Annotated in this window: 21 protein-coding genes and 1 CRISPR repeat array; of the genes, 3 read left to right on the forward strand and 18 right to left on the reverse strand. The window is 58.7% G+C overall.

Going from position 1 to position 25,529, the window contains the following annotated elements:
- Positions 1–1,249: a CRISPR direct-repeat array (repeat unit 23 nt; unit sequence ATCCCCACTCGCGCGGGGAACAC).
- Between the two features lie 79 nt (positions 1,250–1,328).
- From cas2e to Q8N04_11120, 11 genes are all read right to left on the reverse strand, one after another.
- Positions 1,329–1,640, reverse strand: a complete 312-nt coding sequence (gene cas2e, locus Q8N04_11070) for a type I-E CRISPR-associated endoribonuclease Cas2e (protein ID MDP3091213.1) — start codon at positions 1,638–1,640, stop codon at positions 1,329–1,331.
- Complete coding sequence (cas1e, locus tag Q8N04_11075; protein MDP3091214.1) at positions 1,621–2,541, reverse strand: type I-E CRISPR-associated endonuclease Cas1e; 921 nt, start codon at positions 2,539–2,541, stop codon at positions 1,621–1,623. The genes cas2e and cas1e overlap by 20 nt, the downstream gene beginning before the upstream one ends.
- Before the next feature lie 24 nt (positions 2,542–2,565).
- A complete protein-coding gene (cas6e, locus tag Q8N04_11080) occupies positions 2,566–3,264 on the reverse strand; it encodes a type I-E CRISPR-associated protein Cas6/Cse3/CasE (GenBank protein MDP3091215.1) in 699 nt (232 codons plus the stop codon).
- Positions 3,261–4,076: a type I-E CRISPR-associated protein Cas5/CasD gene (cas5e, locus tag Q8N04_11085; GenBank protein ID MDP3091216.1), complete on the reverse strand. Its 816-nt coding sequence runs from the start codon at positions 4,074–4,076 to the stop codon at positions 3,261–3,263. Before cas5e ends, cas6e begins: the two co-directional genes overlap by 4 nt.
- Complete coding sequence (gene cas7e / locus Q8N04_11090; GenBank protein ID MDP3091217.1) at positions 4,076–5,152, reverse strand: type I-E CRISPR-associated protein Cas7/Cse4/CasC; 1,077 nt, start codon at positions 5,150–5,152, stop codon at positions 4,076–4,078. Before cas7e ends, cas5e begins: the two co-directional genes overlap by 1 nt.
- Positions 5,153–5,185: 33 nt before the next feature.
- Positions 5,186–5,731 (reverse strand): type I-E CRISPR-associated protein Cse2/CasB, encoded by a 546-nt coding sequence (gene casB / locus Q8N04_11095; protein ID MDP3091218.1) that lies wholly within the window; start codon positions 5,729–5,731, stop codon positions 5,186–5,188.
- An 18-nt stretch (positions 5,732–5,749) separates the two neighbouring features.
- Positions 5,750–7,315: a type I-E CRISPR-associated protein Cse1/CasA gene (gene casA, locus Q8N04_11100; GenBank protein ID MDP3091219.1), complete on the reverse strand. Its 1,566-nt coding sequence runs from the start codon at positions 7,313–7,315 to the stop codon at positions 5,750–5,752.
- On the reverse strand, positions 7,299–10,031 hold the full coding sequence (cas3, locus tag Q8N04_11105) for a CRISPR-associated helicase Cas3' (GenBank protein MDP3091220.1): 2,733 nt from the start codon (positions 10,029–10,031) through the stop codon (positions 7,299–7,301). The genes casA and cas3 overlap by 17 nt, the downstream gene beginning before the upstream one ends.
- A 261-nt stretch (positions 10,032–10,292) precedes the next feature.
- A complete protein-coding gene (locus tag Q8N04_11110) occupies positions 10,293–10,727 on the reverse strand; it encodes a hypothetical protein (GenBank protein MDP3091221.1) in 435 nt (144 codons plus the stop codon).
- A gap of 20 nt (positions 10,728–10,747) precedes the next feature.
- Positions 10,748–11,437: a vWA domain-containing protein gene (locus Q8N04_11115; GenBank protein ID MDP3091222.1), complete on the reverse strand. Its 690-nt coding sequence runs from the start codon at positions 11,435–11,437 to the stop codon at positions 10,748–10,750.
- Positions 11,438–11,601: 164 nt separating this feature from the next.
- The gene (locus Q8N04_11120) at positions 11,602–12,588 is read right to left on the reverse strand and encodes a WYL domain-containing protein (GenBank protein MDP3091223.1); all 987 of its coding nucleotides are present in this window, start codon (positions 12,586–12,588) and stop codon (positions 11,602–11,604) included.
- A 211-nt stretch (positions 12,589–12,799) separates the two neighbouring features.
- Here Q8N04_11120 and Q8N04_11125 point away from each other — a divergent pair, with 211 nt between their 5' ends.
- Positions 12,800–14,497 carry a tetratricopeptide repeat protein gene (locus Q8N04_11125; GenBank protein ID MDP3091224.1) on the forward strand — a complete coding sequence of 566 codons (1,698 nt, stop codon included), beginning with the start codon at positions 12,800–12,802 and terminating at the stop codon, positions 14,495–14,497.
- Here Q8N04_11125 and Q8N04_11130 read toward each other — a convergent pair.
- From Q8N04_11130 to Q8N04_11160, 7 genes are all read right to left on the reverse strand, one after another.
- Positions 14,463–15,182: a hypothetical protein gene (locus tag Q8N04_11130; protein ID MDP3091225.1), complete on the reverse strand. Its 720-nt coding sequence runs from the start codon at positions 15,180–15,182 to the stop codon at positions 14,463–14,465. The genes Q8N04_11125 and Q8N04_11130 overlap by 35 nt on opposite strands.
- Before the next feature lie 84 nt (positions 15,183–15,266).
- Entirely contained in the window at positions 15,267–15,617 is a 351-nt protein-coding gene (locus Q8N04_11135; GenBank protein ID MDP3091226.1) for a PilZ domain-containing protein, read from the reverse strand.
- A gap of 34 nt (positions 15,618–15,651) precedes the next feature.
- A complete protein-coding gene (locus Q8N04_11140; GenBank protein ID MDP3091227.1) occupies positions 15,652–17,106 on the reverse strand; it encodes an RtcB family protein in 1,455 nt (484 codons plus the stop codon).
- A 65-nt stretch (positions 17,107–17,171) separates the two neighbouring features.
- Entirely contained in the window at positions 17,172–17,606 is a 435-nt protein-coding gene (locus tag Q8N04_11145; GenBank protein ID MDP3091228.1) for an archease, read from the reverse strand.
- Positions 17,607–17,618: 12 nt separating this feature from the next.
- On the reverse strand, positions 17,619–18,581 hold the full coding sequence (locus Q8N04_11150) for a 2Fe-2S iron-sulfur cluster-binding protein (GenBank protein ID MDP3091229.1): 963 nt from the start codon (positions 18,579–18,581) through the stop codon (positions 17,619–17,621).
- A 109-nt stretch (positions 18,582–18,690) separates the two neighbouring features.
- Positions 18,691–19,839: a Xaa-Pro peptidase family protein gene (locus tag Q8N04_11155; protein MDP3091230.1), complete on the reverse strand. Its 1,149-nt coding sequence runs from the start codon at positions 19,837–19,839 to the stop codon at positions 18,691–18,693.
- A gap of 85 nt (positions 19,840–19,924) precedes the next feature.
- Complete coding sequence (locus Q8N04_11160; GenBank protein ID MDP3091231.1) at positions 19,925–23,311, reverse strand: AsmA-like C-terminal domain-containing protein; 3,387 nt, start codon at positions 23,309–23,311, stop codon at positions 19,925–19,927.
- 127 nt (positions 23,312–23,438) lie between these two features.
- Here Q8N04_11160 and Q8N04_11165 point away from each other — a divergent pair, with 127 nt between their 5' ends.
- Together Q8N04_11165 and Q8N04_11170 are read left to right on the forward strand one after the other, a co-directional pair.
- Positions 23,439–24,827 carry an MFS transporter gene (locus Q8N04_11165; GenBank protein MDP3091232.1) on the forward strand — a complete coding sequence of 463 codons (1,389 nt, stop codon included), beginning with the start codon at positions 23,439–23,441 and terminating at the stop codon, positions 24,825–24,827.
- Positions 24,828–24,936: 109 nt separating this feature from the next.
- On the forward strand, positions 24,937–25,452 hold the full coding sequence (locus tag Q8N04_11170; protein MDP3091233.1) for a peptidylprolyl isomerase: 516 nt from the start codon (positions 24,937–24,939) through the stop codon (positions 25,450–25,452).
- Positions 25,453–25,529 lie beyond the last annotated feature (77 nt).

A 25,529-nucleotide genomic window follows, 5' to 3' on the forward strand; every position in this document is an offset into this window, starting at 1 on the left:
ATCCCCACTCGCGCGGGGAACACGTACCAGAGACGCCTCGCGTTGCTCAGTTCAACGGTTCATCCCCACTCGCGCGGGGAACACTTTAAGACCGGCACAATCCCGTTCTTCTCGGCCGGTTCATCCCCACTCGCGCGGGGAACACTTCGTGAACACCACGAACCAACCGCACCAGGGCGGTTCAACCCCACTCGCGCGGGGAACACACCGGTCAGGGCAATGGCTGGGTGTTCCACTACGGTTCATCCCCACTCGCGCGGGGAACACTCACACAGTTCTGTCCTGCGAACAGAATATAACGGTTCATCCCCACTCGCGCGGGGAACACCTCTTACGGCATCAGCGGGATCTCCGCCCGCTCGGTTCATCCCCACTCGCGCGGGGAACACAGATCGCCCCGGCGTTCATCGGCCTGTAGTTTCGGTTCATCCCCACTCGCGCGGGGAACACAACTTCTCAAGCCGCGCCAGCAGCGCCTTCGCCGGTTCATCCCCACTCGCGCGGGGAACACTAGTCCGCCGGGTAGAACTGCATATACGGCAACGGTTCATCCCCACTCGCGCGGGGAACACGACGGCTCCGGCCTTGGGTAAGCTCTTCAAGGCGGTTCATCCCCACTCGCGCGGGGAACACGCCAGGCAGTCAGGATCTATGACGAGCCTTCGACTTCCGGTTCATCCCCACTCGCGCGGGGAACACCACTCGTGGCATTATGAAGAAAGAGGACTGATCGGTTCATCCCCACTCGCGCGGGGAACACTGCGCACACTCCAGAATGAATTATTTGATGGACGGTTCATCCCCACTCGCGCGGGGAACACCTGAGCAGCATCATGGCGGCGAGGTTATACACCGGTTCATCCCCACTCGCGCGGGGAACACTAACGAATTCTGCGACATAGCTCCCCCCTTGTCGGTTCATCCCCACTCGCGCGGGGAACACCCCATTTGATGATTATCATAGGTAAAATAATCCGGTTCATCCCCACTCGCGCGGGGAACACACCCCCTCCTCCGTTACCGGCATCGCATAGGCCGGTTCATCCCCACTCGCGCGGGGAACACCCCTTCAAATCCTTATAGTCACCATAGACAAACGGTTCATCCCCACTCGCGCGGGGAACACATTTTGTCATTCGCAATCATTATCATTGTGGCCGGTTCATCCCCACTCGCGCGGGGAACACCACCAACTTCTTCCCCGGCCATTCCTTGCCACCCGGTTCATCCCCACTCGCGCGGGGAACACACTTCTTTCATCACATTGATCTACCAGGCAAATCCATTGCCAGTAAAACCTACCAACTAATTTTGAGACCTGCCGCCCATTACGACGGCTGGGCTTTTTGATTATTTGCGTCGCTTTCAGGGAGAAAACTGACTAACTTTGCTCCATCGATTACTACAGGAATTCGACGGTTTGATCCCAGCGTGACGAAATCAAATCCCGCTTCATTATTCGTGCGCCAGGCCATGACAGCATTTCCTTCTCCGATCCCCGCTTCAACCTGGCTCCAAATATGATCCCGTACCTTTACCGAATAGTTACCGACATAGACGCCGGCCCGGATCTCCAATAGCCAGACTGCGAGCCGCCCACGAAGTCGAGGTGGCGCATTTTCAAGCACGATGACCAGCATCGCCGAGATTCTCCTGATTGGGAATAGCTGGAGACACCTGCTCTTCGAACGGCGCAGGCCGTGGAATTTCTCCCGCCGCCAACATCTCCTCTATGCCAGGAATGATGCGTTCCAAAAGTTTGGTCTCGCGGAAACTGTCACGACAGGCTAAACGAACCTGTTGTTCTGCATTCACAGGATTCTTGGCAGCAATACGAAATGCCAAGGGCACGACGGTTTCGAACTTGTAGATATCCGCCACGTCATAGACAAACGACAGCGGCTTGCCGGTATGGATGAAGCCGATAGCCGGCGCATACCCTGCAGCCAATACTGCGGCTTCCGTAATCCCATATAAGCAGGCCGTGGCAGCGGACAGACAGCGATTAGGGAGGTCTCCTTGATCCCAATCGTCTACGTCGTAGTTACGAGCTTTCCATTGCAACCCATACTGCGCCGCCATGCGCTTATAGGTCTCGCGAACCCGTGCGCCTTCAATGCCTCGCAATTGCTCAACCGAGCGACGCTGGGGAGGCTCTTCGCCAAACCGGAGCGCATACATCTTGCGCACGACTTTCAACCGCAATTCATCATCCAGCGCTAGCTTCGCCTGATAGAGAAGTCGGTCGGCTCGCGCGCCACCTGGCTGTCCAGCCGAATACAACCGCACACCCGCCTCCCCAATCCACACCAACAGCGTTCCGACCCTGGCCGCCAAAGCACAAGCCGCGTGAGACACCCGCGTGCCCGGCTCCAGCATCAAACACACGACACCCCCCACAGGGATGTGCGTTCGTACACCGTTTTTATCCACGACCACAAAAGCGCCGTCCAACACGTCAAGATGGCCATACTCAATGTAAAGCACGGACAGCCGCTCCTTAATCGGGATGGGTTTCAGCGGAGGCAGAATGTCGGCCATACAAAGACTCCAACATCATCTAAGTCACACACGCCGGACCAGTAACAATCCGCAGCCAAAACCTTTGGCAGGACCGACGCCTTTGAGTAACGCATCAGTGAACCGTGCGGGGTCAACTATGGTCAGGCAACCTTCTAAATCCAGCATGGAGAGCTCAATGCTCTTGGCACTATGTTTCCGCCAGGTGAGATAACCGTCCGCACGCACGGCGGCATCATCAAACTTGCACCCTAACCGTTCCGCGCGCGCCTGCAGCCAAGTCTCACCGGCTTTCTGCGCTAGGTAAGCCAGTGTTGGGCGTTGATCTTCTGGCAGATGTTTCCAATTCATCTGGCGTTTGGCATCCATCACTACATCATGACGCTTGCTGCGACTGCCTGCTTCCCCTGCGCGTGTCACAACAGGATTCACCCGCAATTTGAAAGCTAGGCGATTGCCGACTTGGATGTCAGGCTGATATGGCTTGGACTCAATATCCCACAGCCCCGCATGGTCGAGAGGCTGGCGCTTGGATAAAAGGTAAAACGCTGGCAAGCGGTTTTTGCTCTCAGTGCGGAACAGAAATTCAGCTCGATCTGTGCGGTCTTTCTTCGCCACGTCGAATAACTTCCACAATGCCTGATGCTGTCCATACGGATCGAGCGCGCCTAAATCAACAAGCTGGGAATAAGTAACGTCGGGCCTAGGCGTGACACGGGAGAGCCAATGGGGTTCGCCATTCATGGCTGCCCTCCTTGTCCGAGATGGGCTTGGTGTTCGTCACGCACCGTGAACTGCCAACGACGGCGTGAGAGCAGCGCATCGCGTCGGATGACGGTTTGCTCTGGCGACAAGCGAGTCTCAGCGTCACTATCCCACAACAACAAGGGCGCGCAGGGCTGGAAACGCATAAGAGGTTTAGTCCATCCGGCATCACCACCCGCTTCTGCCACTCGCGCTAAAATACCTTCAATCTGTATACTCGCCACCGCATCTTCCACCGATGCTGCACTCTTCACCTCCGGTTGTAGCGGCAGCGCCAGCGGGCAAGATTTTCGACCAAGATACAGCATGAAGCAGGGTTCCAGTAGTGCGCGACGCAACTCATGAAGGGTGTGAGGCGCAGTGGTTCGTGCCCATAAGGCGACAGCATGGAAAGCATCTTGGCGATACTCGCGGCGGGAAAGGATCGTGTTGAGGTCAAATTTGTCCCCATGGGTCAGTTCGTCCCGCCGAGTGGAGAAGACCTTGCGATTCCTTCCGGAACCGGACGAAGGTACCTGAACCGTGTGATAGTCGGACAATGGCAAACCCAGCGTCTCCATTTTTACTGCCATGCCATAGCCCTTAGCCAAGGAGATATGGCATGACTCCCATTCATCACGTTCCATTTCCGTGCGGGCAGTATCGGGGCGACGCAAACCCAAGGCTGCCGCCACTATTCCTAGTACGGCGGACTTAGTCGGTGTCATCGCCGATGGGCGTGTCTCTCCTACCGTAATGTCGCCCCACGCGACCAACGGTCCGTAGAGCTGAAACACGAGGTAGTCACGCATTACGCACCTCCGGTTCCGGCGGCGAAGTTAAGTAACTCCTGGAAGTCGCCTATGCCAGTCAACGCATTGATGCTCTTACTCGGCAATGAGTTATCTTGGTAATACACCTTGTCCAGGTTCATGCGCATCGAAGCAAGTGCTGTCACAGCATTGCCAATCATGCCTTCACCGTATTCGTTGACCGGCTTCATAAATGCCAACGAAAGCCCACGAGGCTGACGACTGCCTCTCTCAGCCAGCACATAGGGTGCCCATGCCCGCGAGGCAAAGCTGTTCTGCTTGCCGGTTGGGGGGACAGTGGCGGCGGCTTCAACCAACGCCTTGATTGCCTTTTTTGCTAACTCGACATTACCGCCTAAGTTTTCGCTCAACAGATCGCAGTCGAGACACACATAGCTATAAAACAGTCCAGCCCCAAAGCCCTGCTCACCGATATGCGCCGAACCGGCATCCTCCTCGTGGGTATTGAGGTCGTCCACGGCGGTAAAGTAGTCGTCCTCCACAGCAGCGCGATGAACAGTGATGGCGTGGGCAACCTGGCACGCGGCCTCTGTGTTATACCCAGGACTGCTGGCGAGCATGCGCCCGAATAAAGCAATATCCGCGGCCGTGTGCTCTTTGCGAAGTAGATTCAGCTCTTCTTCTGTCATTTTACGTTTGTCGGCGGCCAGTTTGTCCGCCAAAGCATTAATGGCTGCTTCTTCCTCAGGACTGAAATGAGCAAGCTGTTCGATTTCAAGATCATTGAACGGTTTGCCATCTTTCTTAGATTTAAGGGCACCAAACTTTCCAGCAATTTCTTGGGCCCATTCCTTGGCATCCTTCTCTTTAAGACCAGCTTTGACCATGCGATTATAAATTTGAACACCCATCAGCTTGGTACGCGTACCCATGTGACCTTTTAGGGCAGCCTCAAACTGCTCCGATGTCCGCCATGCCCGCTTCAAACTCTGAGACGATACACGGAGTCTCGGCACCCCTCCCATAATGGCGGTCTTTGGGCGGTTGAGGTCATCGCGATTAAGGCAGGCGGGCGGGTAGCTTGTGAGCATGTGCAGTTGCAGAAATGTGGTCATGGTTTCCTCCATCTCCATTGTTAAAGCTTCTGGTCAAAGTGGTGCGACAGCGTAATAGTCGTATGCCAGTCGGCGGCGTGGATCGTTCGAACGTTTTTCGTCCATCGGTGACCAGTGCCAAAGTGTCGCCGCAAGGTCTGCCAAGTTCGCTTGGTCGCCCAGTAAGGCAAGTGCCCGTCGCAACAGGGTATACAACTCCTCTACGTCGTCACAGGCGAGCACACGGCGAACCCGCAAGTCAGACATGGCGGCCTTGTCGCTTCCGCTTTTAGGACTACCCATGCGGGTAGCAAGCGTCTCAGATGTTTCCGTCTTGACGCGCGCCGCCAATCCGGCAATGGCAGCGAGCTTCGGATAACGGTAGTCCGCCACGCCGCAACCTGCCCGACGTAACGAATTGAGCAGGCGGTGAAAGGCCGGACTCAGCATCACCTCGGTGAGGCTGGCCGCTCGGCGCAGCGCGGCACGTTCACCACGATCAGTCTCCAGAGACTGCCACCAGGTCTTAAGAACAGCGAACGATGGATGGTCGGGTTTGCCCTGAGGAAAGGGGTTGTCCGGTCTGGTTTTGTCGCTCATGAACATCTCCTTATAAAATTAGGCCGTTTTTTTATGGACGGGTTGAGGCAGACCGAGTAGTTGGCGTAGTTTCTTGCCAGCAAGCGTCTTCTTTAGGTCATTACGGGCCACCGCCATCCGTCGGGGATCAACAGCATCGAAATCCCCGGCTTGAGCATAGTGGTCAAACACAGAGAACGCTGCCATACGGAGATCTGCGAGCCAGCTTTCCAGCACGCTTAACTCCCCAAGAGGCATAGATAAGTTGTCCCGCAAACGTCGGACGTGTTCGTAAAAACCAGCTTCTGTAGCACCCCAGAAATGGTTCTGAATGAAGGACAGATCGCCACGTGTATTCTCTTTGCCAAGCAAGACATCCTTGACTCGCCATCTCAGTATCTGGGCGACCCAACTAGCGCCACGAACCAGGCATTCCACCTGTCCCTTGAAGCTCACCTCTATCTCCATTGGCACAACAAAGATAGGCATGGTAGCGTCATACCAACAACGCGCCTTCATGTTGTCCATATCGAACCCGAACGCCCATAGCCGCGCATCTTCCCGTGCTAAAGATCGAAACTGCTCGATTGCCCTGGCAGGTCGGCGCTCCACGTTGCCGTCTGTGCTATTTTCCACTAGGCCAAGCCAATGCCGATAACCGATGCCACCTGGTTGTGGATGCACCGGGCTAGCAATACCGTCTTTGACATAATGCGGACTCAAGGGATGCTCAAATCCTTTGTAGCTCACACCATAATTTTTGGTGACAAAATGACGGCATGCACAGATGATCTTTGCCCCACAAAGATCGCAGAATGATATTTTTTCGAGTTTATCGAACTGCAGACGGATACGCCTTGGCATGGCCCAGAATTGCTGGTCAGGGTGAACATCGACCAGCCCCGTCATCCCTGCCGGTGGATCCGCTTCGCTTGTGCGCGTGCCAGCTAGCCAAGGAAAGCGATCTGCGTCACCAGACTTGTTAAGATCGGCGGTCGCAAGATAACGGGCTTTTGTGAGAATATTTCGCCAGCAAGTTTCCCAAAGCGTTCCGCCGAGCACCAGCGTGCATAACGGCCCTCCGCCACGCAGACCGGTGCGATGTCCTTGGCCGCCAGAGGGTGCGTTAGTCTGGAGGGTAAATAGGGCAGTTGCTGCGCAGTGCGAACAAAGCTGTTCCACTCGCCCGCGTTTGATGAAGTGATCCTTGTTTTCTTTCAAGGTTTGCTCACCTGGGGCCTCGATCAAGAGTGCTGCAATGTTCAGCCTGTTACTTAACTCAGAAGGCGAGAAGTCCTGCATGAAGGCTCTTGCACCTTCCAACTCAAAGGCTTCAAGCACCGTCACAAATCGCTCCCGCAAAGTCTCCGGTGTTGGTGGACTTTCTCGCCAGTCCCACCATTTACTTTCGCTTGGCGTGCACGTGGTTTGCAGCAGTCCGATCACAAACTGGATGAGCGCGCCGTCAAAATCAGGGCGCGGCGAGGCGATGGCGACGATGGGGCTCTTGCCCTCAGTGAAATCGGTGATGCGCCAGGCTTCGACCTTTTCGCATGTCCCGTCTACCCGCCGGATAGGTATCCAGGGTTCATTGATCAGATTCATCTTTCACTCCTTTTTCGACGGTGAGTCCCATGACAGATGAATATGCGACACAGACTTCCTCGTTGCGCATACTTTTGGCATAGCCGCGCCATGTCTCGCCGTCTTTATTTAACGCGATGATGACGACATAACGACCTTCATCGGGCATGGTGAATCTAGCTGCCGCTAATGCTGCTGCCATGCGCTCACTTTCCTTGGCAATCAGACGATAGGGGACGGTAAGTTCGGATAGTGCCCATTCCATGCCGGTCGTAGTTTGTGCCCAGGGTCGAAGAACACCATCCAGCAGGCGAGCCAATCGTACACGTACTGTTTTTTCACCAAGACGGGTGGGAGCTTCGCCTTCGTCCTGCCATTGCAGGCTGGTGGGGTTGTAGCCTTCGTCAAAAGCGAGCAGGTTACCACGCGCCACCCCTTGGTCGGCGCGGCTAGCACCCTCGGCTCTCAGCGCTATTTCTTTGAGTCCCTCAGGCAAGCTGTCGAAAGCTGCCTCATCATATACGGCCTCTATCATGTCTCTCGCTTGCCGTGGCAAATCGAACCCGCCGTTTTGGAAAAGCCAGCGAGCGGTCAGCCAAAGTTTTCCGTGATCGGGATAAACCATCCCTCCCCTCGGAAGTAAATCAATCATCCAGCGCTTGGCTGCATCTTCTACGGGCATGGGCATAAGCACAGCCATCCGTGCGTCCCCGCGTCCATCGACAATGTTGGTATCTTGCAGCCGGTTACCGTCGGCATCTCGTTTGTGACGTTGCAACCGCCCGGCGCGCTGGACCACCAGATCAATCGGAGCGAGGTCGGTCACCATGTCGTCGAAGTCCACATCCAGCGATTGCTCGATGACCTGAGTCGCGATAACCAGCTTTCCGCGTCTGGCGACGGGTGTGCTGTCGGGGCCGAAGACAACCTCAATCTTTTCCTTACCAATACGCAGGCGATCAACTAAGGCAAAGCGAGCATGAAAGAGCGTCGCCGGATATTCTGGATAAGAGGCATTCCAGGCTTTCCAGGTTTCTACTGCATCCGCCACGCTATTGCGTATCCACACAACGCAACGGCCTTGCGCAAGCGAGTTTTGCAAGCGTTCCTGGACTTCCCTTTCTTCATGCAGCGCATGCACGACAACATGACGGGCAGATTCCGCGCGAGTTTCAAGCGGCTGTTCGACAAGCCCATTGGTGGAAAAATGGCTTGCTAGTGGATAACCAACTTCCATCGGGCACGCCACCGCCATGTCCGCACCCTCGGCGAAAACTTTGATATAGCGGGCGCGTTGGGACAGTGGAAGGGTTGCTGAAAGCAAAATGACCGACCCACCCAGAGCAGCATGAAAACGCAACAGACTAACCAGCAGCTCACCCATATAGGAGTCGCAGGCATGAACCTCATCCACCACCAACACCTTGTTGGCCAGTCCCAACAACCGCAGCGACTGATGTCGTGCAGGCAGCACTGCGAGTAGCGCCTGATCCAAAGTACCCACGCCAAAATCCGCCAACAGTGCTTTCTTGCGGCTATCTGCGAGCCAGGCTGTGCAATTTCTTGAGGCTGATTCCTCTTCTCCAGGACCATAGCCAGCATCCTGTCGATTAGCTTCTTCCAGGCGAAGTTTCAGTCGATCCGCTGAATGAGCCAAGGCAAGCTGCGCTTCTCCACCGGCGAAGAATCGCCGCCAAACATCATCCCGGCGGACCCGGTCGAACATGGCATCCGCCGTCGCCATGGTAGGCAACGCCAGATAGACACCCCGCCCCTGGCCCTCTGCCATGAGGCGGGCGGCTAACGTGAGCGCGGCCTCAGTCTTGCCGGAGCCTGTGAGCTCCTCTAGCACGAAGAGTTGAGGGCTGTTCGTGATATGGACGGTCTCGGCCCAGGCTTGTAAGGGCGAGGGAGTCTTGATGCTCGGGAACAGGTTTTCGAATCCCGAGAAGATGGGGATGTTTGGTGTAAGTCCGCTCTCAGCAACGGCTCGGTGTGCCTGGGGGAGTGCCGTGTCCCGCCAGTATTTTGGAAGTCCGACTTCTGGTTTTTGATAGGGAAACCAGAGAGTGTTAGAACCTAGCCAGTCCGCCGTCACCGCAAGTCCTGAAAGCAGCCAAGAGGATTGCCGATAGCGTTCAGACTGCCCGTCCTGGTGTACGGGCAATGGATGCCCATCGGGCATCAACAACTCCGTCGCTTCGAGAACAAACTGTCGGGTATCCTCCAGCACTTGAGCGGGAAAGTGATCCCGCAGCAGCCTTACAGAATCCCCGGTGGAGAGATTTTTCGGTGGTTTCCCGTGGTGACCGGTCACAGCCGCCAGCCAGGGTCGCATCTGTTGCCCACCACGTCGAGCTAGCTCTGGGTGATTCAGCCATTGAGGCAAGAACTCCATCAGTAGTTCATAGCCGAGGGTGTCGTGACGTTCCCCAGGTCTGGCGTCCTCAGTCCGGCCCTGAAGGGTCTGCCACAAATCGGGCCGCAAACTTTGGAAACCATCGCCGAACTTGCCTGAATCGTGAAGAGTCAAGAGAAACGCTACCCAATCAGGCAACTCATCCAAAGAAATTCCCGACAACCGCCCCAAACTCGCTAACCATGCGGGCTGCGCATTCAGCAGCACATGCCCGCACGCCGCCACATCCAGGCAGTGATACGCCAGCGGATGCCAACTTGTTGCGCCGACGTATTTCTCGTCGGCTTTGCCCCAGTATTGAAACAAATGATTCTGCATCGTAAAGTTTGTCGGTCGAATCAGCTATCGTGGCTCAACGAGTCTTCCCCCACTTACTTCTGTAAATTTTCAACCTCTATCTCCCTGCGCAGCTCGCTCATCTACTGTATTCCAAACGATCAGGGGCTGAGGCTACCTTTTTATTGAAAATAAATCACCCCGCCTTTTGGGGAATAGGCCCTTCGCATTCTGTCACGAACTGAGCCTTTTCCAGGTAGATCTACTAGGGCCATGACCCGCCCCAGGTCACGCACTGTCGCCTCATTCCTCCCCTTCAATCCTCCATCCCTTCCCATAGGGATTGTTCGGCGAGTCGGACCTGAACGGATTCCCTGCGCCAAATTGGTTGTTCAGCGAGTCGGATGAAAAGGGCGAGCCGTAGCGGCCGAACTGGTTGCTGGTCGAGTCTGCATCGAACGGATTGGCGCTCAGCTTGCCGCGGTAATTCCCCTGCTGATCATAGAGTTTCGGAGCCTCGGTCGCAAAGGGATTGGTCGCCGAGCGGTTGCTGAACGGACTGCCGTAAGGGCTGAAGGGATTGTTGATCCCGTTTGGCGCAAACTGGCTGCCTTTACCGAAAGGGTTGGCCGTTGAATCGGCATCAAAGGGATTCGCGCTGAGATTGCCGAGGTCTTCAGCCTGGAGCGAGAATGGACTCCAGAGCAGAACGAGAATCAGCAAGCCGATAGTCTTCATGGCGGTCTCCTTTCTCCCGGTCACTTCAGCCACGAAGGCGGTTCCTGATCGCCGGACAATGGTGTCGGCGAGGGTGGCGTCTCTTTGGGCATGAACGCATCGGCCGCTGGCTGCCCGTCACCACGGCGGTAGTTCGCAGTCGCCTGGCTTAATTGATCGAACGTGTGATCGACCGTCCGGCGGCAGAAGGAAATGCGGCTGTCTCCCGCAATGCCGAGATCGCCACCGGCGGCCCAGATATCGTGGTCGGCGCCGAGGTAGAGAAAGGCCCAACCCTGTTTCTCATAGTGCTTGATGAGATCGAACACCTGCTTCCGGCTGTATTCCTGCGAAGCATTCTCCCGCCCGTCGGTCAGGATGACGCAGAGTCTCCTGGCCTCGACCGGCGCTTCCTGCGTTGCCAGAGAAAGCGTGCGCCCGATGGCATCGTAGAGCGGCGTCCCGGCCTGAGGGCGATAGGTTTCTACATCCAGATCGTTGACGGCTGACACCGGCACCGCCCGGTACCGCACTTCTGTTTTTCCGGCATTGAAGAGGGTGAGGGTGAAGCGCGTCTCGGCCGGCTCCCGCCTGAGTGTGACGAGGTAGTGATTGAACCCGGCGAGGGCGGCGCCTTTGCACGATTGCATCGAGCCGCTTTCGTCGAGAATGAGCGTGATGTAGAGCGGTTGAGGACCCGCAGCCTGCTGCCCGTTCTGTCTGTCGTTCATGCGATCACCTCCAGGGTAAATTGAGATGACCGCATCTTACGAGATGACTGTGACAGGGCGGGTCACACCTGACACAGAATATCGAGCAGACTGAAACCCTGGCTATTTAGGGGGTTAGGCGAAAACAGGCGGAAGAGCACTCTGCCATCACGTGACATCCGGGGTCACTGGAGTGCTGCAATCTTTGAGGCTTCTTTCTTGACTGCGTTCCGCAGCGAATCCGGGCTGATCACCTTCGCTCCACTCCCGAAGCTCAGCACCCACCCGACCAGTTCCCGCGTCTCCGCGATGGACAAGGCCATCCGCAGCCGCCCCCGGCTCAGGCGGGTGAGCCGCTGGCTCGGATGCCATACACGGTCTTTCACCCAGGCGGCGGTCGGCTTGTCGAACTCCAGCTCTGCCTCGATGCGCCGCCCGCGCATGACGGTGAGCGAGTCTTCGACGAAGGATTCAAAATCGAAATGCAGTGGAATTTGATAGGGCCGGTCGGTAGGCGTGACGGACTTGATGCGCTCGACGGCAAACATGCGCGGCTCTTTGCGGACATGGCAATAGCCGATGAGATACAGGCCGCCGGAGACAAACCAGAGCCGGTAGGGGTCGACTTCGCGTCGCGTGACGCGCCCCCGCGCGGCGGAGTCGTAGCGCATCTGAAGGCGCTTCTTATTCGCGATGGCGCCGGTGATGCGCTCGACGGTCTCGCGGTGCTGTTTGTACCGTTTGTGCGGGCCGAGCCCGACCGAGAAGGTGTCTTCGAGTTGCTGAACCAGAGTGAGCCCGTCCGGCGGCAGCGCGGCGGAGGCTTTGCCGAGCGCCGACTGCAAGGAGGCATGCAGCGCGGTGCCTGCGAGCGGGGCAATGAGCCGGCGGCTGAGGGTGAGGGCCATGAGTTCAGTGGGCGAGAACCGCAGCGCCGGGGCATGCCGCGTCCCGTCGAACAATTTCCAGCGCGTGCGGCCGTCGATCCGCTCCGTTACCAGCGGCCATCCGGCTGATTCGATCGCTTCCAGATCCCGGCGCACGGTGCGCGGGTGGCGGGTCCCTGAGGAATCGAGCCCTTCGGCAAGCTGTTCCAGTGTGAGTCCCTGCCGGGACGACTCCAGCTTGCTAAGGACGATCAGTTGGCGAATGGCCTGGTCGTTTCGCGGCATTGATGGCTTTCGTACGAACCCACACCCGTTCGTGGCGAGACCGATCGGCTCCTGCTGCGGCAGAATACCTCTTTCCCCCTGGGAAAGCACGCCTCCGGGGACAGCGCCCCCGTGCGCCTGACCCCGTTCCCGCCCTTTGACCCCGCGCGTATTTTTCGTATAGGCTGCTCCTGACGATCAACACTCCCGTCGATGCTGCCAGGAACCGCCGATGAATCGATCGAACCGCCGCCGACAGGAATCGCGTCAAGCCAAGACCGGCTCCACGTCCGATAGTTTCGCCGTTCACACGCTGCTCGACCAAGGGAAACGCCATCACCAGGCAGGCCAGCTGGCTGAGGCCGAACGAAACTATCAGCTGGCGCTGAATAGGGCGCCCGGCCACCCCGAAGCGCTGCACCTCTTGGGACTGTTAGCGTATCGCGTCGGCAGCTACGAGCAAGCCATCGAGCTCATCACCCGCGCCATCGAGGGCACACCCACTTCCCCGTTGTACTGGTTCAACCTGGGCGTCGTCACCCAGCGTGCGGGAAAATCCGAAGAGGCCATCCGTGCCTATGAGCGGGCCATCACCCTCAATCCCAAATACGTCGACGCCCTCATCAATCTCGGCAACGTCCTGAAAGACCTGCAGCGCCTTGACGCCGCAGTCGAAACCTATCGCAAAGCCCTGACCCTGAACCCGGCCCACGCCGACACCCACAACAACCTCGGCGTCGCACTCAAAGAACAGAATGCCCTCCGGGATGCGATCGCCTCCTATCGCGAAGCCATCCGGCTGAAACCCGCGCACTTCGAAGCCTGGAACAACCTCGGCCTGGCGCTGATGGAAACCGGCGCAATCGATGACGCCCTCGCCTCATTCCAGCAGGCCTTGACCATCGTGCCGGATTCATCGAAGACACTCTACAACCTGGGAATCGCGGCGATGTGGAACGGCGACCATGCCGGCGCCATGGCCCGCTTCTCCCAAGTGGCTAAGGCGAAGCACGATCACAACGGTCCGATTCAAGAGACCACGCTCTTCCGGTCGCGGCTGAAGCATGACGCCGAACAAACCCGACTGCTCATCGAGCGGGGCCGCCTCGATGCCTCGCACCGGAGTTATATCGATGCGCTGGAGCGATTGGAAATTACGCTGGCCGCGGCCTTCCCGACACGCAACCGATGTCCCGTCGATCCGGCTGCGCTCGCGGCGATTGCGCCCTCCTTCAATCGATTCCTCTATCGCGCCCCCTGCGAACGGCTGGTGAATGGCGCCTTGAATCCGCAGCTCGATGTCCGGGCGATCGAAGCGCGCTACCTGGGACAGCTGCCGGAAGTCACATTCATCGATCAACTGCTCAAGCCGGAGGCCCTGGCAGCCCTACGCACCTTTTGCTTGGAATCCACAATCTGGAAAAAGGACTACGAGAACGGCTACCTCGGGGCGTTTCTCGGCGATGGATTCGCCACGCCGCTCCTCTTGCAAATTGCCGAAGAACTCCGTCGCGCGCTTCCCGGCATCTTCAAAGATCATCGACTGACGCAGGCCTGGGCCTTCAAGCAGGATAGCGCCAGGCGCGGCCTCTCCATCCATGCCGACGCCGCAGCCGTCAATGTGAACTTTTGGATTACACCGGATGAGGCGAACCTGGATCCTGAGAAAGGCGGGCTCGTGGTGTACAGCAAAGAAGCGCCGGCGGATTGGAACTTCGCGGCCTATAACAGCGAGCAGAACAAACCGAAGATTCTCGAATGGCTCGCACAAGCCGGCGCCCGGACGATCCGGGTGCCCTATCGTGCCAACCGTGCGCTGGTCTTTAACTCCGACCTCTTTCACGAAACCGATGATGTAACCTTCCGCGACGACTACCTCAGCCGGCGCATCAACATTACGCTGCTTTACGGCTATCGCCATCAGGCCTAACCAAACCATCCCTGAACGACCTCTCGCCATTCTGTGACGACGGCTGGGCGGTCATAGCCGCGGCCACCACGGACTGGATCCGCTGCTGCATACGCGACGTCGCGAACCGCATCGCGAGACCGATGGCCGCAACCAGGAACACAAACACCGGGACCATAATTCGGCCGACCTGTTCAAGCCGCTCTTGCGGACTGCGCACGGCATCCTGTTGTCTCGCCCGCACAAAGGTGAGCCTGCCCCACGCAATCGTAGATCCCTTGTCCTGGATCGGTTCAATTACGGTAAGACGCTCCTGACCCGGCGCCGGCTCGTCTCGAATCAGGACCTCCCGATTCTGCGCACGGATGGCCGCCCAGTTCGCATCCTGAATCTGCTGCCCTACATAGCCGGCATTGGACGCGGCAAATACCCGATTGCCGTTATCGATCACCATCGCATCGGCAAGACCGCTGGTCCGCCAGGCCCCGACCAGCGCCTCCTGCACTTTGGCCACATCCACAACCAGCGCTGCCGCACTGATGGATGAAAAGGCTCGGCTTACCATCAGCGCTTCCTGCTGCGCGGCCTGACTGATCTGCGCCTCCCGCTGCTGCCCTTGCGCCACGTCAGACCGTTTGAGCGTGTAATAGAGCAGGCCCCCGATGAGAACCGTCGCCAAGAGACTGACCATGAGTGCACGAAGCATCGGAGAGTACCTCCTCAGATAGTTGGACTTACGAAGGGCCGACAGGAAAGTTACCCTCGAGGCACGCGCTGAGGAAGGACGACCTCAGACGGCCTCCTCCGATGAACCGGCACGCTGATAGGGCTCCAGCTCGAGCTCTTTGACCACATGTTGGAGTCGCGCCCATTCATCCGGCGTCAAACTGGCAAACTCCAACCCGAAGCTGCGATCACGGCACCACCGGACTACCGCTTGCGTGACCTGAATCGGTGGCTGATCGTCCGATACGTTAACACGCAGCTGCAACGTGGTACCGGGCTTCACCGCGGTTGCGCTGAACACACAGCAGCCTCGGATGGAGAGATCGGTCAGGTTGCCGTCACCGGAAACAATGTTGGCGGAGCTGAAAGAGCTGCGAAACTGGACAGGAAAGCGAGGATGTTGCCGATGTTCCACGGGGAGACCTCATAGCCTGAAAGCCTGAAGGTGTCTACCCCTTAATATTGCCAATAGGTCGGAGTTCCGCTACCTTTTTTGTAATTCCCGCACGCTCAACCGACTCCACTACCTCCGATATGTTTTTGTAGGCGAATCCGGCCTCTTCCGCGAGCCCGGACATCGACACCGCCTTCACGAGAATCCCCCGCTGCTTCATCTGCTGCTGGAGCTGCTCGCCGCGAATCGATTTCTTGGCCTGCGTCCTCGACATCGTGCGTCCGGAGCCATGCATGGTCGAACCGAACGTCTCTTCCGAAGCCCTCGTCGTGCCCACCAGCAGATAGGAACCGGTTTCCATCGAGCCGCCGCAGATCACCGGCTGGCCGATCGATCGGTAGCAGGCCGGCAAGTCAGGACTGCCCGGGCCAAGCGCACGCGTCGCCCCTTTTCGGTGCACGACCAACTCGCCCTCGGGGTACCGCTCGACCTTGGCGATGTTGTGCGCCACATCATAGACCAGCTCCATACCCAGCTCTTCTCCCGACCGGCCGAAAACCGCGGCAAAGGCCTCGCGAATCTGATGCGTGATGACTTGCCGGTTGGCAAACGCCGTATTGGCGGCGCAGTTCATTGCGGCGAAATAGTCCTGGCCTTCCTCGGAGAGAAACGGCGCGCAAGCCAACTGCTGATCCTTCACCGTAATTCCGTATCGCCGCATGGCCTTCTCGAAGACTTTGAGATAGTCGCTGGCCACCTGATGGCCGAAGCCGCGCGACCCGCAATGCACCATGATGACAATCTGGTCCTGCCCGGTAATGCCGAAGGCGGCCGCCGTCTCCCGGTCGAAGATCCGGTCGTTCGACACCACTTGCACTTCAAGGTAATGATTGCCCGAGCCCAGCGTCCCCAGTTGGTTCATTCCCCGCGTCACCGCGTGGTCGCTGACTTTGTCGGGATCGGCGCCTGGCAGACATCCGCCCTGCTCCATCCGCTCCAAGTCGCGATGCCATCCATAGCCTTGCTCGATACACCATCGAGCTCCTTTGGTCATCACTCGATCGAAGGACACCCGATCCATCGACACAAAGCCGCTCGCCCCGACACCTGCCGGGACGCGTCGAAAGAGTTCGGTCATCAGCTGCTCGAGTTTAGGCTGCACCTCCGCCAGCGTAAGGTCCGTCCGAATCAACCGCATCCCGCAGTTGACGTCGTATCCCACCCCGCCGGGAGAAATAATGCCCGACCGCACATCGAACGCGGCCACGCCGCCGATCGGAAACCCATAGCCCCAATGGCCGTCGGGCATGCAGAGCGCATAGCGGCGGATGCCGGGGAGGCAGGCCACGTTCGTCACCTGTTCGAACACACCGGTATCCATGGCCCGGAGAATGGACTCGGTTCCATAGATGCGGGCCGGCACCAGCATGCCGGATTTCTCCGTAACGGGGATCTCCCACACCTCGTCCGTAATCCGATTCACCTTCATCGCAGTATTTAACTTCATCATGGACCTGGTGTCGTTTCCCTTCTCCTGGCGCTCGTCACGTGTCACCGGTCACAGACTCCACCCCATCATACGTCGAGGACCACTCTCACGCGCCACCGACCGTTCTCTTGATGCAGCCGATACAAATGTTTCGTCACGCCCTTCACATCGTTGCGCAACACTTGCGTGGCCTGATTCACCGGCTCGCCGACCAGCGTCCCATCGAGCTTCCATTGGCCGCCTTCACGGGTCAGCGATATCGAAGTGCGACTGAACACAACGCCCGCCGCATCCTTCCAATAGACGAAATCGGAGAGCCAATCGAACAGCAGCTCGGCGAGATCGCTCTCCGCATGTTCGATGCGGCGCTCCCAGGTCGCACCGACCGTCGCGGGATCGGCCATCGCCTCCATCACCGCGTTTGAGGCAGCTTCAAAGACCTCCTGAACGGAATCGCCCTCGGCATCGAAGGCCAGATCCGCCAGGGCCACGTCCTCAAGAAATTGGAAGGAAGCCGGCATCGATGATCGTTATCACGCCGTCGGACGGCGAGCCCGCTGAAAGATCCCTCGCACTTGCGCCAATCCTGGAATCCGGTGCGCCAATGGATTGGGCACCTTCCCTTTGAAGAACATCCTGACGCCGAGAGGAAGAATCCTGAGAAAGCGGGACAGATCGAAGCCAACAACTTTAAGCGGCATGATCGCTTCGTTCAGCCGCCCCTGCTGTTCAATGATCGAGACAAATGCGGTGATGTGGCGCGCGCCACCCGTTGACGCCAATCCCCGGTCGAGCGCAGCCCGTCGCAGCCGGATGATCGCCTCCATCGGCTTCACATCTTTCGGGCAGACTTCCACGCAGTAATTGCACCGCGTGCAATCCCACATCCCGTTCGGCTCTTGCAGGACGGCAAGCCGCGCCCCTTTCAGCTTCTCCGGCTCACGCGGATCCGACAGAAATCGATCGACTTTGGCGAGCGCCGCCGGTCCGGCAAACCCGGGCGACACGGCATGCACGGTGCAGGCTCCCACACAGGCGCCGCACATGATGCAGGCATCGACATTGTGATAACCGGGTCCCGTTGAACCCGGATCGTGCGCGGCGGCGCGGTCGGCTGGCACGGCCATCGACGTCGACAACCAGGGCGTAATGTCGCGAATCTTGCCCCAGAACGGACGCATATCGACGACGAGATCTTTGATGACCGGAAGGTGCTGTAGGGGAGCGATACGTAGCTGCCCGTGCCGTTCCAGTTCCTTCCGGACCGACGTGCGGCAAGCGAGTTTCTCGCCGCCATTGATCGTCATGGCACACGATCCGCAAATCGCCGACCGGCAGGAATACCGTAAGGCCAGACTGCCGTCGAGCTCGTTTTTGACCCGGATCAGCAGGTCGAGCACGGTTGCGCCGCGCCGCACATCCAGGCGCACCTGTTCATCGTGCGGCTTCGCATCCTGTTCGGGATTGAATCGTTGGAGAGTGATCGTAAGGCGCATCAGAAACCCGTGACCAGTGATGGGTGCCGCGTGACGCGTTTAGAAGGGAGGCCCGGATCTACCGACTCAACTGACTCGTCACCCGTTTCTGATCACGCGTGACAGCAGCTCAGCCCAGCTCGAAGACCTTCGGGAAATCGGTCAAATTGCGGCAACCGTCGCTCGTGACCAGCACCATATCTTCGATCCGCACCGCGCCCAATCCGGGATAATAGAGCCCCGGCTCGACGGTCACGACATGGCCTTCCTGCAAGAGCGAGCCGGTCCGGCTGATCCGGGGCGCTTCATGAATATCCAACCCCACGCCATGGCCGGTCCCGTGAAAATAGCCCTGCATCCGGCCGTCGACCAGCCCCGTCTTATACCCGGCCTTTTCAAATCGGTCGCAGATCCCTTGATGAATCTTCATGCCGTCGGCGCCGTCCTTCACCTTCGTGATGGCTTCTTCCTGCGCATCCTTCACGGTCTGATACAACCGCTTGAGTTCAGGACTGGCGGCACCACGGATCACCGTGCGGGACATGTCGGCAAAATACCGGCTATTGGCGGATCGAGGGAACACATCGAAAATAATGCTGCGGTTCGCAGGCAATGGGCCCGTGCCTTCATGGTGCGGATCGCAGGCCTGTTCGCCGCCGGCCACAATGGTATGCTGTGCCACGCAATCACGCTCCATCAACTTCACGTTGATCAGCTTCTTAATGCGTTCGGAGGTCAGTACCTCCCCGTCCAGCCACAGCTCGCCGCCGCGAATGGTTGCCTGTTTGAGTGTCGCATGGGCCGCCGCCACCGCTTCTTCCGTTGCGCGCTGCGCCGCTTCGATGCATCGCACCTCGTCGGCGGTCTTCACCACGCGCCGCTCATAGAAGGGATCGCGCTTCGGCTTCATACTGTAACCCAGCTCTTGAAGCCGCGTGGCGTGGATAAAAGGGAAATTAGCGGGAACCAGCAACTGCCGGACTTTGGCTTCCCGAAGGATCACATGGACGATATCGACCGTGCTCGGTTCCTTGGTCCCGTTCGACTTCGCCTTCTTTTCCAGTTCGGAATATGACAACACCCGATCCACCGACGCCTGCGACTTGGCTCGATCCATTTCAAGATCGCTCATGACCAGCAGCCGCTCGCCCTTCACCTCCATATAGATGAAGGGGTCCGGCGCGACAAACCGCGTCGCATAATAGAGATTCGAATCAAGTTCGCTGGCGGCGATAAAAAGCGTCGCAACGTCAGGTTGTGCGGCCGTAGTTCGTTTCATGGATGGGTGAGACGAGGGAGTTCGGACCGGCTTGAGGTGGTTCGGCGCATGAATGGGCTGATGCTAACATGGGGTCTAATGACGGTCAAGGCGTCGTCCGTGCGCCTTCCGGCACAAACTCAAGCTCAGGCGCGGCAGGCTTCTCCTCATTCGGCGTCATGAGATCCATCGGAAGTGTCAGTGTGTTCTTCAACACATCGACAGCCAATTGTGCCAGGCCTGACAACCCCGTTGTAAATGATTTCATCGGTAGATACGTCACCTCGGGATCTTCCACGGCGCCCTTGATCGAAAAAATGGCTGTGGTCATCCCTTTGCGCTCACCCGCAAAGATACGTCCGAACAAGGGAATCGTCTTGAGAAACGTGGCATAGGACCCGAAGGGACTGACCGCCACCACCATATCTAGCTGATCCGTAGGCAGATCGTAGTTGCCCGCCGCCGTAATCTTGAGGATCGGACTGTCGACGACCAGATTCTCCGTCTGGAACGATCCGTTTTGAATCGCCACCGTGGCGGAGATGCGATTATAGGGCAAGCCCTCTTTATCCAAATCCACTTTCCCCTGCAGCACCGCCGGAAGGTTCAGGATGCTCAAGATTTTCCAAATCGCGCGCTCTTTCGACTTCAAGATGCGTCCATTCTCCAGCAATACCTCGGTTTTCCCATTCAGCGAAGGATAGACCCCATGAGGATTACGCCCATGCCCACGGATGGTCCCGTTCAGCCGCACCTGGCCCGAGACGCCCTGGATGTCCGCATGAGTCAGCCGCAGGAGATCCTCGACCGAGACTCCGGTAGCCCGCAGGGAAACCTCTGTCTCGGCCGGCGCTTTGGCAGGCAGCTGCACGACCACCCGGCCGGCCACTTGGCCGTTGGTCGAGTCTCCGCCGATCCGATCGATATCCAGCACGCCGTCTTGAATCGTGATCCGCGCCGTCAGCCCGCCGAACTTGAGATGCCGATAGTGCGCCCGGGCAGCCGATGCCGTCATAGTGACCTGGCTGGAAGAAGCCAATGTCTCCAACAACTCCCGCATCGGCGAGCGCTCGCCTTTAGGAATCACGAGGTCGAGGTCCAGCTGATTCGACTCGATCTTGCCGGTGATCACCGGTTTGGCCGGCCAGTTCCGCACCGTCGCTTCCAACGCCAGATCACTGTCCTGCACCTTGAACGACAGCCGCTTCACCTCCGCTCCATTCCGCACCAATTTCACCCGGGCATACAGATCGTCGATATGCCCGGCCCCCTTGACCAGCACCAGGCCGTTCGTCACCGCCATCCATCCCGTCGTCTTCCAGGTTTTCCAATCGGTGTCTTTCCCCTTTACATCCAGCGACACCTCGACATTGCCGGCTTCGAACCCGCCCTTCGCAATCCACTCAGGCAGACCGGACAAGGACAATTCTCCCGTGGCCAGCGTCGCATCAATGGAAAACTTGTCTCCGATCTGAATCGCACCCTTCACGGGGATCCGCACGGAGGGCAAGACCAGCTCAACGCGTGTGACCGTCGCGATGTTCGCCCGCGTCAGGTTGCCCTCAAACTCAAGGATTGCCGGAGCGCCGATCGGCTTCTCGATCGCGTTCGGCACCACCACCTTGGATTCCGTCAACACCACGTTGCCGCGCACATGCGGCGCCGTCGTGGCACCGCTCAGCTGCACGGCCGCACTGAGCAGCCCTTCAAACATCCCGACCGGAATCACCTTAGCGGGAACAAATCGCATGATATGGCCGGCATCGCCGTTCGCACGAACGACGAACTCTTGAAACACGCTCGCCGGCCCGCCTGACAGGCCGCCCTGGACCTGAAGAATCGTATCGCCCAGATGCCCCGTCACCTGCTCAAATCGCGTTCCGCCATCGGCTAACACAAACTTCCCCTGAAGCGCCGTCAGACGTTCCGGCAAAGACGGATGTGTGAGACTGATGTACCGGGCCGCGATCTCTCCCCCGGCAAAGGTCACGCCCCCGGGTTCGTTCAGCGGCCCCACCAACCGAAACGTCGGCAAAGCCGTCCCTTCGACATCGCGAAGACCGGCCAGCAGATGCACGAACCCCTCGGCCTTGACCGTCTTGGCAAGCAGCTGCACCAAATCGGTGGCCGCCATGCTGCCGGTGATTTCTAATTCCAGCCACGGTCCGGCTTCGAGAAAAGACACCGTCGCCTTCCCCTCAGTGATCTGAATGGCGCCATACCTGCCGGTGAAACTCGCGGCCCGCACACGGCCGGTCTCCACGACAATGACCCCGGCCAGGTCTTTGGTGAGCACGTGCTCCTCTCCCAGCAAGGCTTGTCCCTCTTGGACACGGAATTCTCCCGTCACCGACAATTGCGGCCCCGAGGTCGCCGATCCGGTGAGTGTGGCATTGACCACCTGAACTTTTCCGTCGATCTGCCGCTCCGCCAACACCGCCGGGAGCTGGGGATGGATCCATTGAGCTGGGATGATGTTGAGCAATTCCTTCAGCGTGACCAGCGACGAGTTAAACGTCACGGCAAAGGTCGGCTGCGCCGTGAGTAATCCCGCGAGATTGGCCTTGCCGGTCAACGTAAGCTGATTTAGGCGCGCCGTCATGCTCGACAACACCGCATCGTATCCGGCAAGGCCCGGCATGATCCGCACCTGACCTTGCACATTCACCATCCCGTCCAATTGTTCGGGGACCGGCCGAGGACCGAAGAAATCCGCCACGTCTCGCAGCACCACATTCGCGGCATCCACCTGCCCCTCGAACTGAAACACTGACGTGGGTGTCGCCGCAGGCGGCGGCTCTGCCGGTGCCGCAGGCTCTTCAGCCGTCAACGCATCAGACCGCTCGACCCGTTTGATTTGCCCTACAAGAGACACGGCCGACAGACCATCCTGGCCGGTCTGCGCCACCGACAGATGCACGTCGGCCATGGCGCGCTCCGGACGAATCATCATCCCGCCTTCGACCCGCTCCAGCTTCAGCGTTCTGGTCCCACCGGGCCTGCCCTCATCGATGACCGTGATGCTCCCGTTCACGACTGTGGCCTGGCGGATCATGAAGACGCGCGTCATCATGTCCAACGTGCGCTGATCCGTCGCCGCCTGATTGGTGTTATCCAGAATGTTCCAGTGGCCGGCTTCATTCCGGTGAATCGTGAGGACCGGATCTTCAACCAGGAGCCGCTTCCCCACCACCTGCTTGCGCAACAAGGGCAGCAGACGAAGCACGAGATCAATCCGCTTCGCCGAAAACACGACCTCATCGGAATTGGGATCGTGAATCGCAACCTGGGTGAGTTCAACGCGGATGCGCGGGAAGATGACAAACTTGGCGCGATGCACCTCAATCTTGCGCCCGAGGCTTTCCTCAAGCTGCTGCAAGACGAACTCTTTCAGGTAATCTTCGCCGATCAGCGTATTGGAAAAGAGCAGGAAGGTACCGACACCCACCGCGAGGGCCAAGACCATGACCAGAAACAGCCGAAGACGCGACACTCTCCCCCCTCGCACCATACGTACAATTGCCATTGCGATCTTACCGGAAGCCTCTAGTTAAATCCACCAACCCTGCGTCGAACAAGGAGTTTTCTACCAATTCATAGTCAACCAATAACCGCTCTACATGGAATTTGCGCTAGAGCCCCTGCCCTCGACTCGCTATAATGCCGGCCTCCACTGGATCGACTTAGCGTTGCACCCACACGATTCCTCTGATCATGACTCTCCGCCTCTCACGCGCATCCGCTGGGTGATTCTCGGGCTGCTCTTTGCCATTAGCGTCGTCACCTATATCGACCGCGTCAACATTTCCGTGACGGCCCGCCATATGATGCCGGCGCTGGGCCTGACCGATCAGCAGATGGGGTTTGTCTTTTCGGCCTTCGTCATCGGCTATGCCCTGTTTCAAATTCCCGGCGGCTGGCTCGGCGACCGCTGGGGCGCGCGGATCATTCTGACTCTGGCGCTGCTCTGGTGGTCCGTCTTCACCGCCTGGACCGCCATGGCTCCGGCCTCGCCGCTGGCCGGATGGCTCGGCATCATGGGCGCGCTCGCGCTTGCGCGTTTTCTATTGGGTGTCGGCGAAGCGGTGGCCTTGCCGAATTTCAATCGGGTCGTCACCGACTGGCTTCCGGCGGGAGAGCGCGGGCTCGGGATCGGCATCGCGATCGGAGGCATCGGCGTCGGCGCCGCCATCACCCCGCCCATCACCGCCTGGATCATGGTGAACTTCGGCTGGCAGACGGCCTTCTACCTGTCGGCCGTCCTCGGCTTAGGCCTCGCCGTCATCTGGTGGTTCATCGCGCGCAATCATCCGCTCGAGCATCCATGGATTACCAAGCGGACCACCAATCGAAACACCGGCACCACAGCCACAACCGGTCAGGCTCCATCCCCTTCTATTCCCTGGGCAGCGCTGCGACAGACTCCGACAGTCTGGTGGCTCGTCCTGAGTTATAGCTGCCTGGGCTATGTCGCCTATGTGTATATGTCCTGGTTCTATCTCTATCTCGTCAACGTGCGCGGCTTCGATATCCTGCGCGGCGGATTCTTCGCATCCGCGCCCTTCCTCGCGATTCTGATCTTTTGTCCAATCGGAGGCTGGGTCACGGATCGATTGGCCATCCGTCATGGACTCACGGCCGGTCGCCGACAGGCAGGTATGGCGGGAATGCTTCTCGCCGGCTGTGCGATCGGACTCGGCGCCTGGATCGATTCGCCCTATCTCGCCATCGCCAGTCTGTCGCTGGGCGCGGGCTGGCTCTACTTCAGCGTCGGCGCCTACTGGTCTTCCACCAGCGACTTGTCCAAGACACACGCCGGCAGTCTGTCGGGCTTGATGAACATGGGGGCCAATATCGGAGGGGCTATTTCTCCTACCGTCACGCCCTGGATTGCCGAACAGTGGGGTTGGCCCCTGTCGCTCGGCACCGCCGCGCTGGTTGCCGTCCTCGGCGGGATACTCTGGCTCTGGATCGACCCGGAAAAAGGTCTCGCGCAAGAGAAGTGCTGAGTTCTGGGTCCTGAGTCGAGCCTACTCAGCACTCAAAGCTCAGCACTCAGCACTGCCCCAAGGCCTTGCCTCGAAAGCGGCGCCCCTGTTACATTGCACGGCTATGACTATGCAATTTCAAAAGAAGGATCCGCGCGCGACGATCGTCACCAAGTTCGGCGAGATTAAGATCCGCTTCTATCCCGACGATGCCCCGCGCCACGTCGAGAATTTCATCAATCTGGCCAAGATGGGCTTCTTCGACGGCACGACCTTCCACCGCGTCGTCCCCGGCTTTCTCATCCAGGGCGGCGACCCCTTCAGCAAGAGCCCCGACCGTACGACGCACGGCACCGGCGGCCCCGGCTACTTTCTGACCCCCGAGCCGAGCGATCGCCCGCACAAACGCGGCGCCGTTTCGATGGCGAAGATGCCGCGCGAAAGCAACAGCACGCGCGACTTCAACGACAACGGCTCGCAGTTTTTTATTTGCGTGGGAGATAACAGCGGACTGGACCGGCGCTACACCGTGTTCGGGGAAATCTTTCGCGGCATCGAAGTTCTGGATAAGATCGTCGCCGCCGCCCGCGACGCCGCCGACAACCCGATTGAGCCGATCACGATGACCGTGACGGTAAAAGAATAGCGTTCTCTGAACTTTAGTGCGCGCCTGCACGACCGTGCATCTGCGCACCCGGCTCCTCCTCCTTGCAGGACACTTCC

Source organism: Nitrospira sp. (assembly GCA_030692565.1).
GTDB lineage: Bacteria > Nitrospirota > Nitrospiria > Nitrospirales > Nitrospiraceae > Nitrospira_D.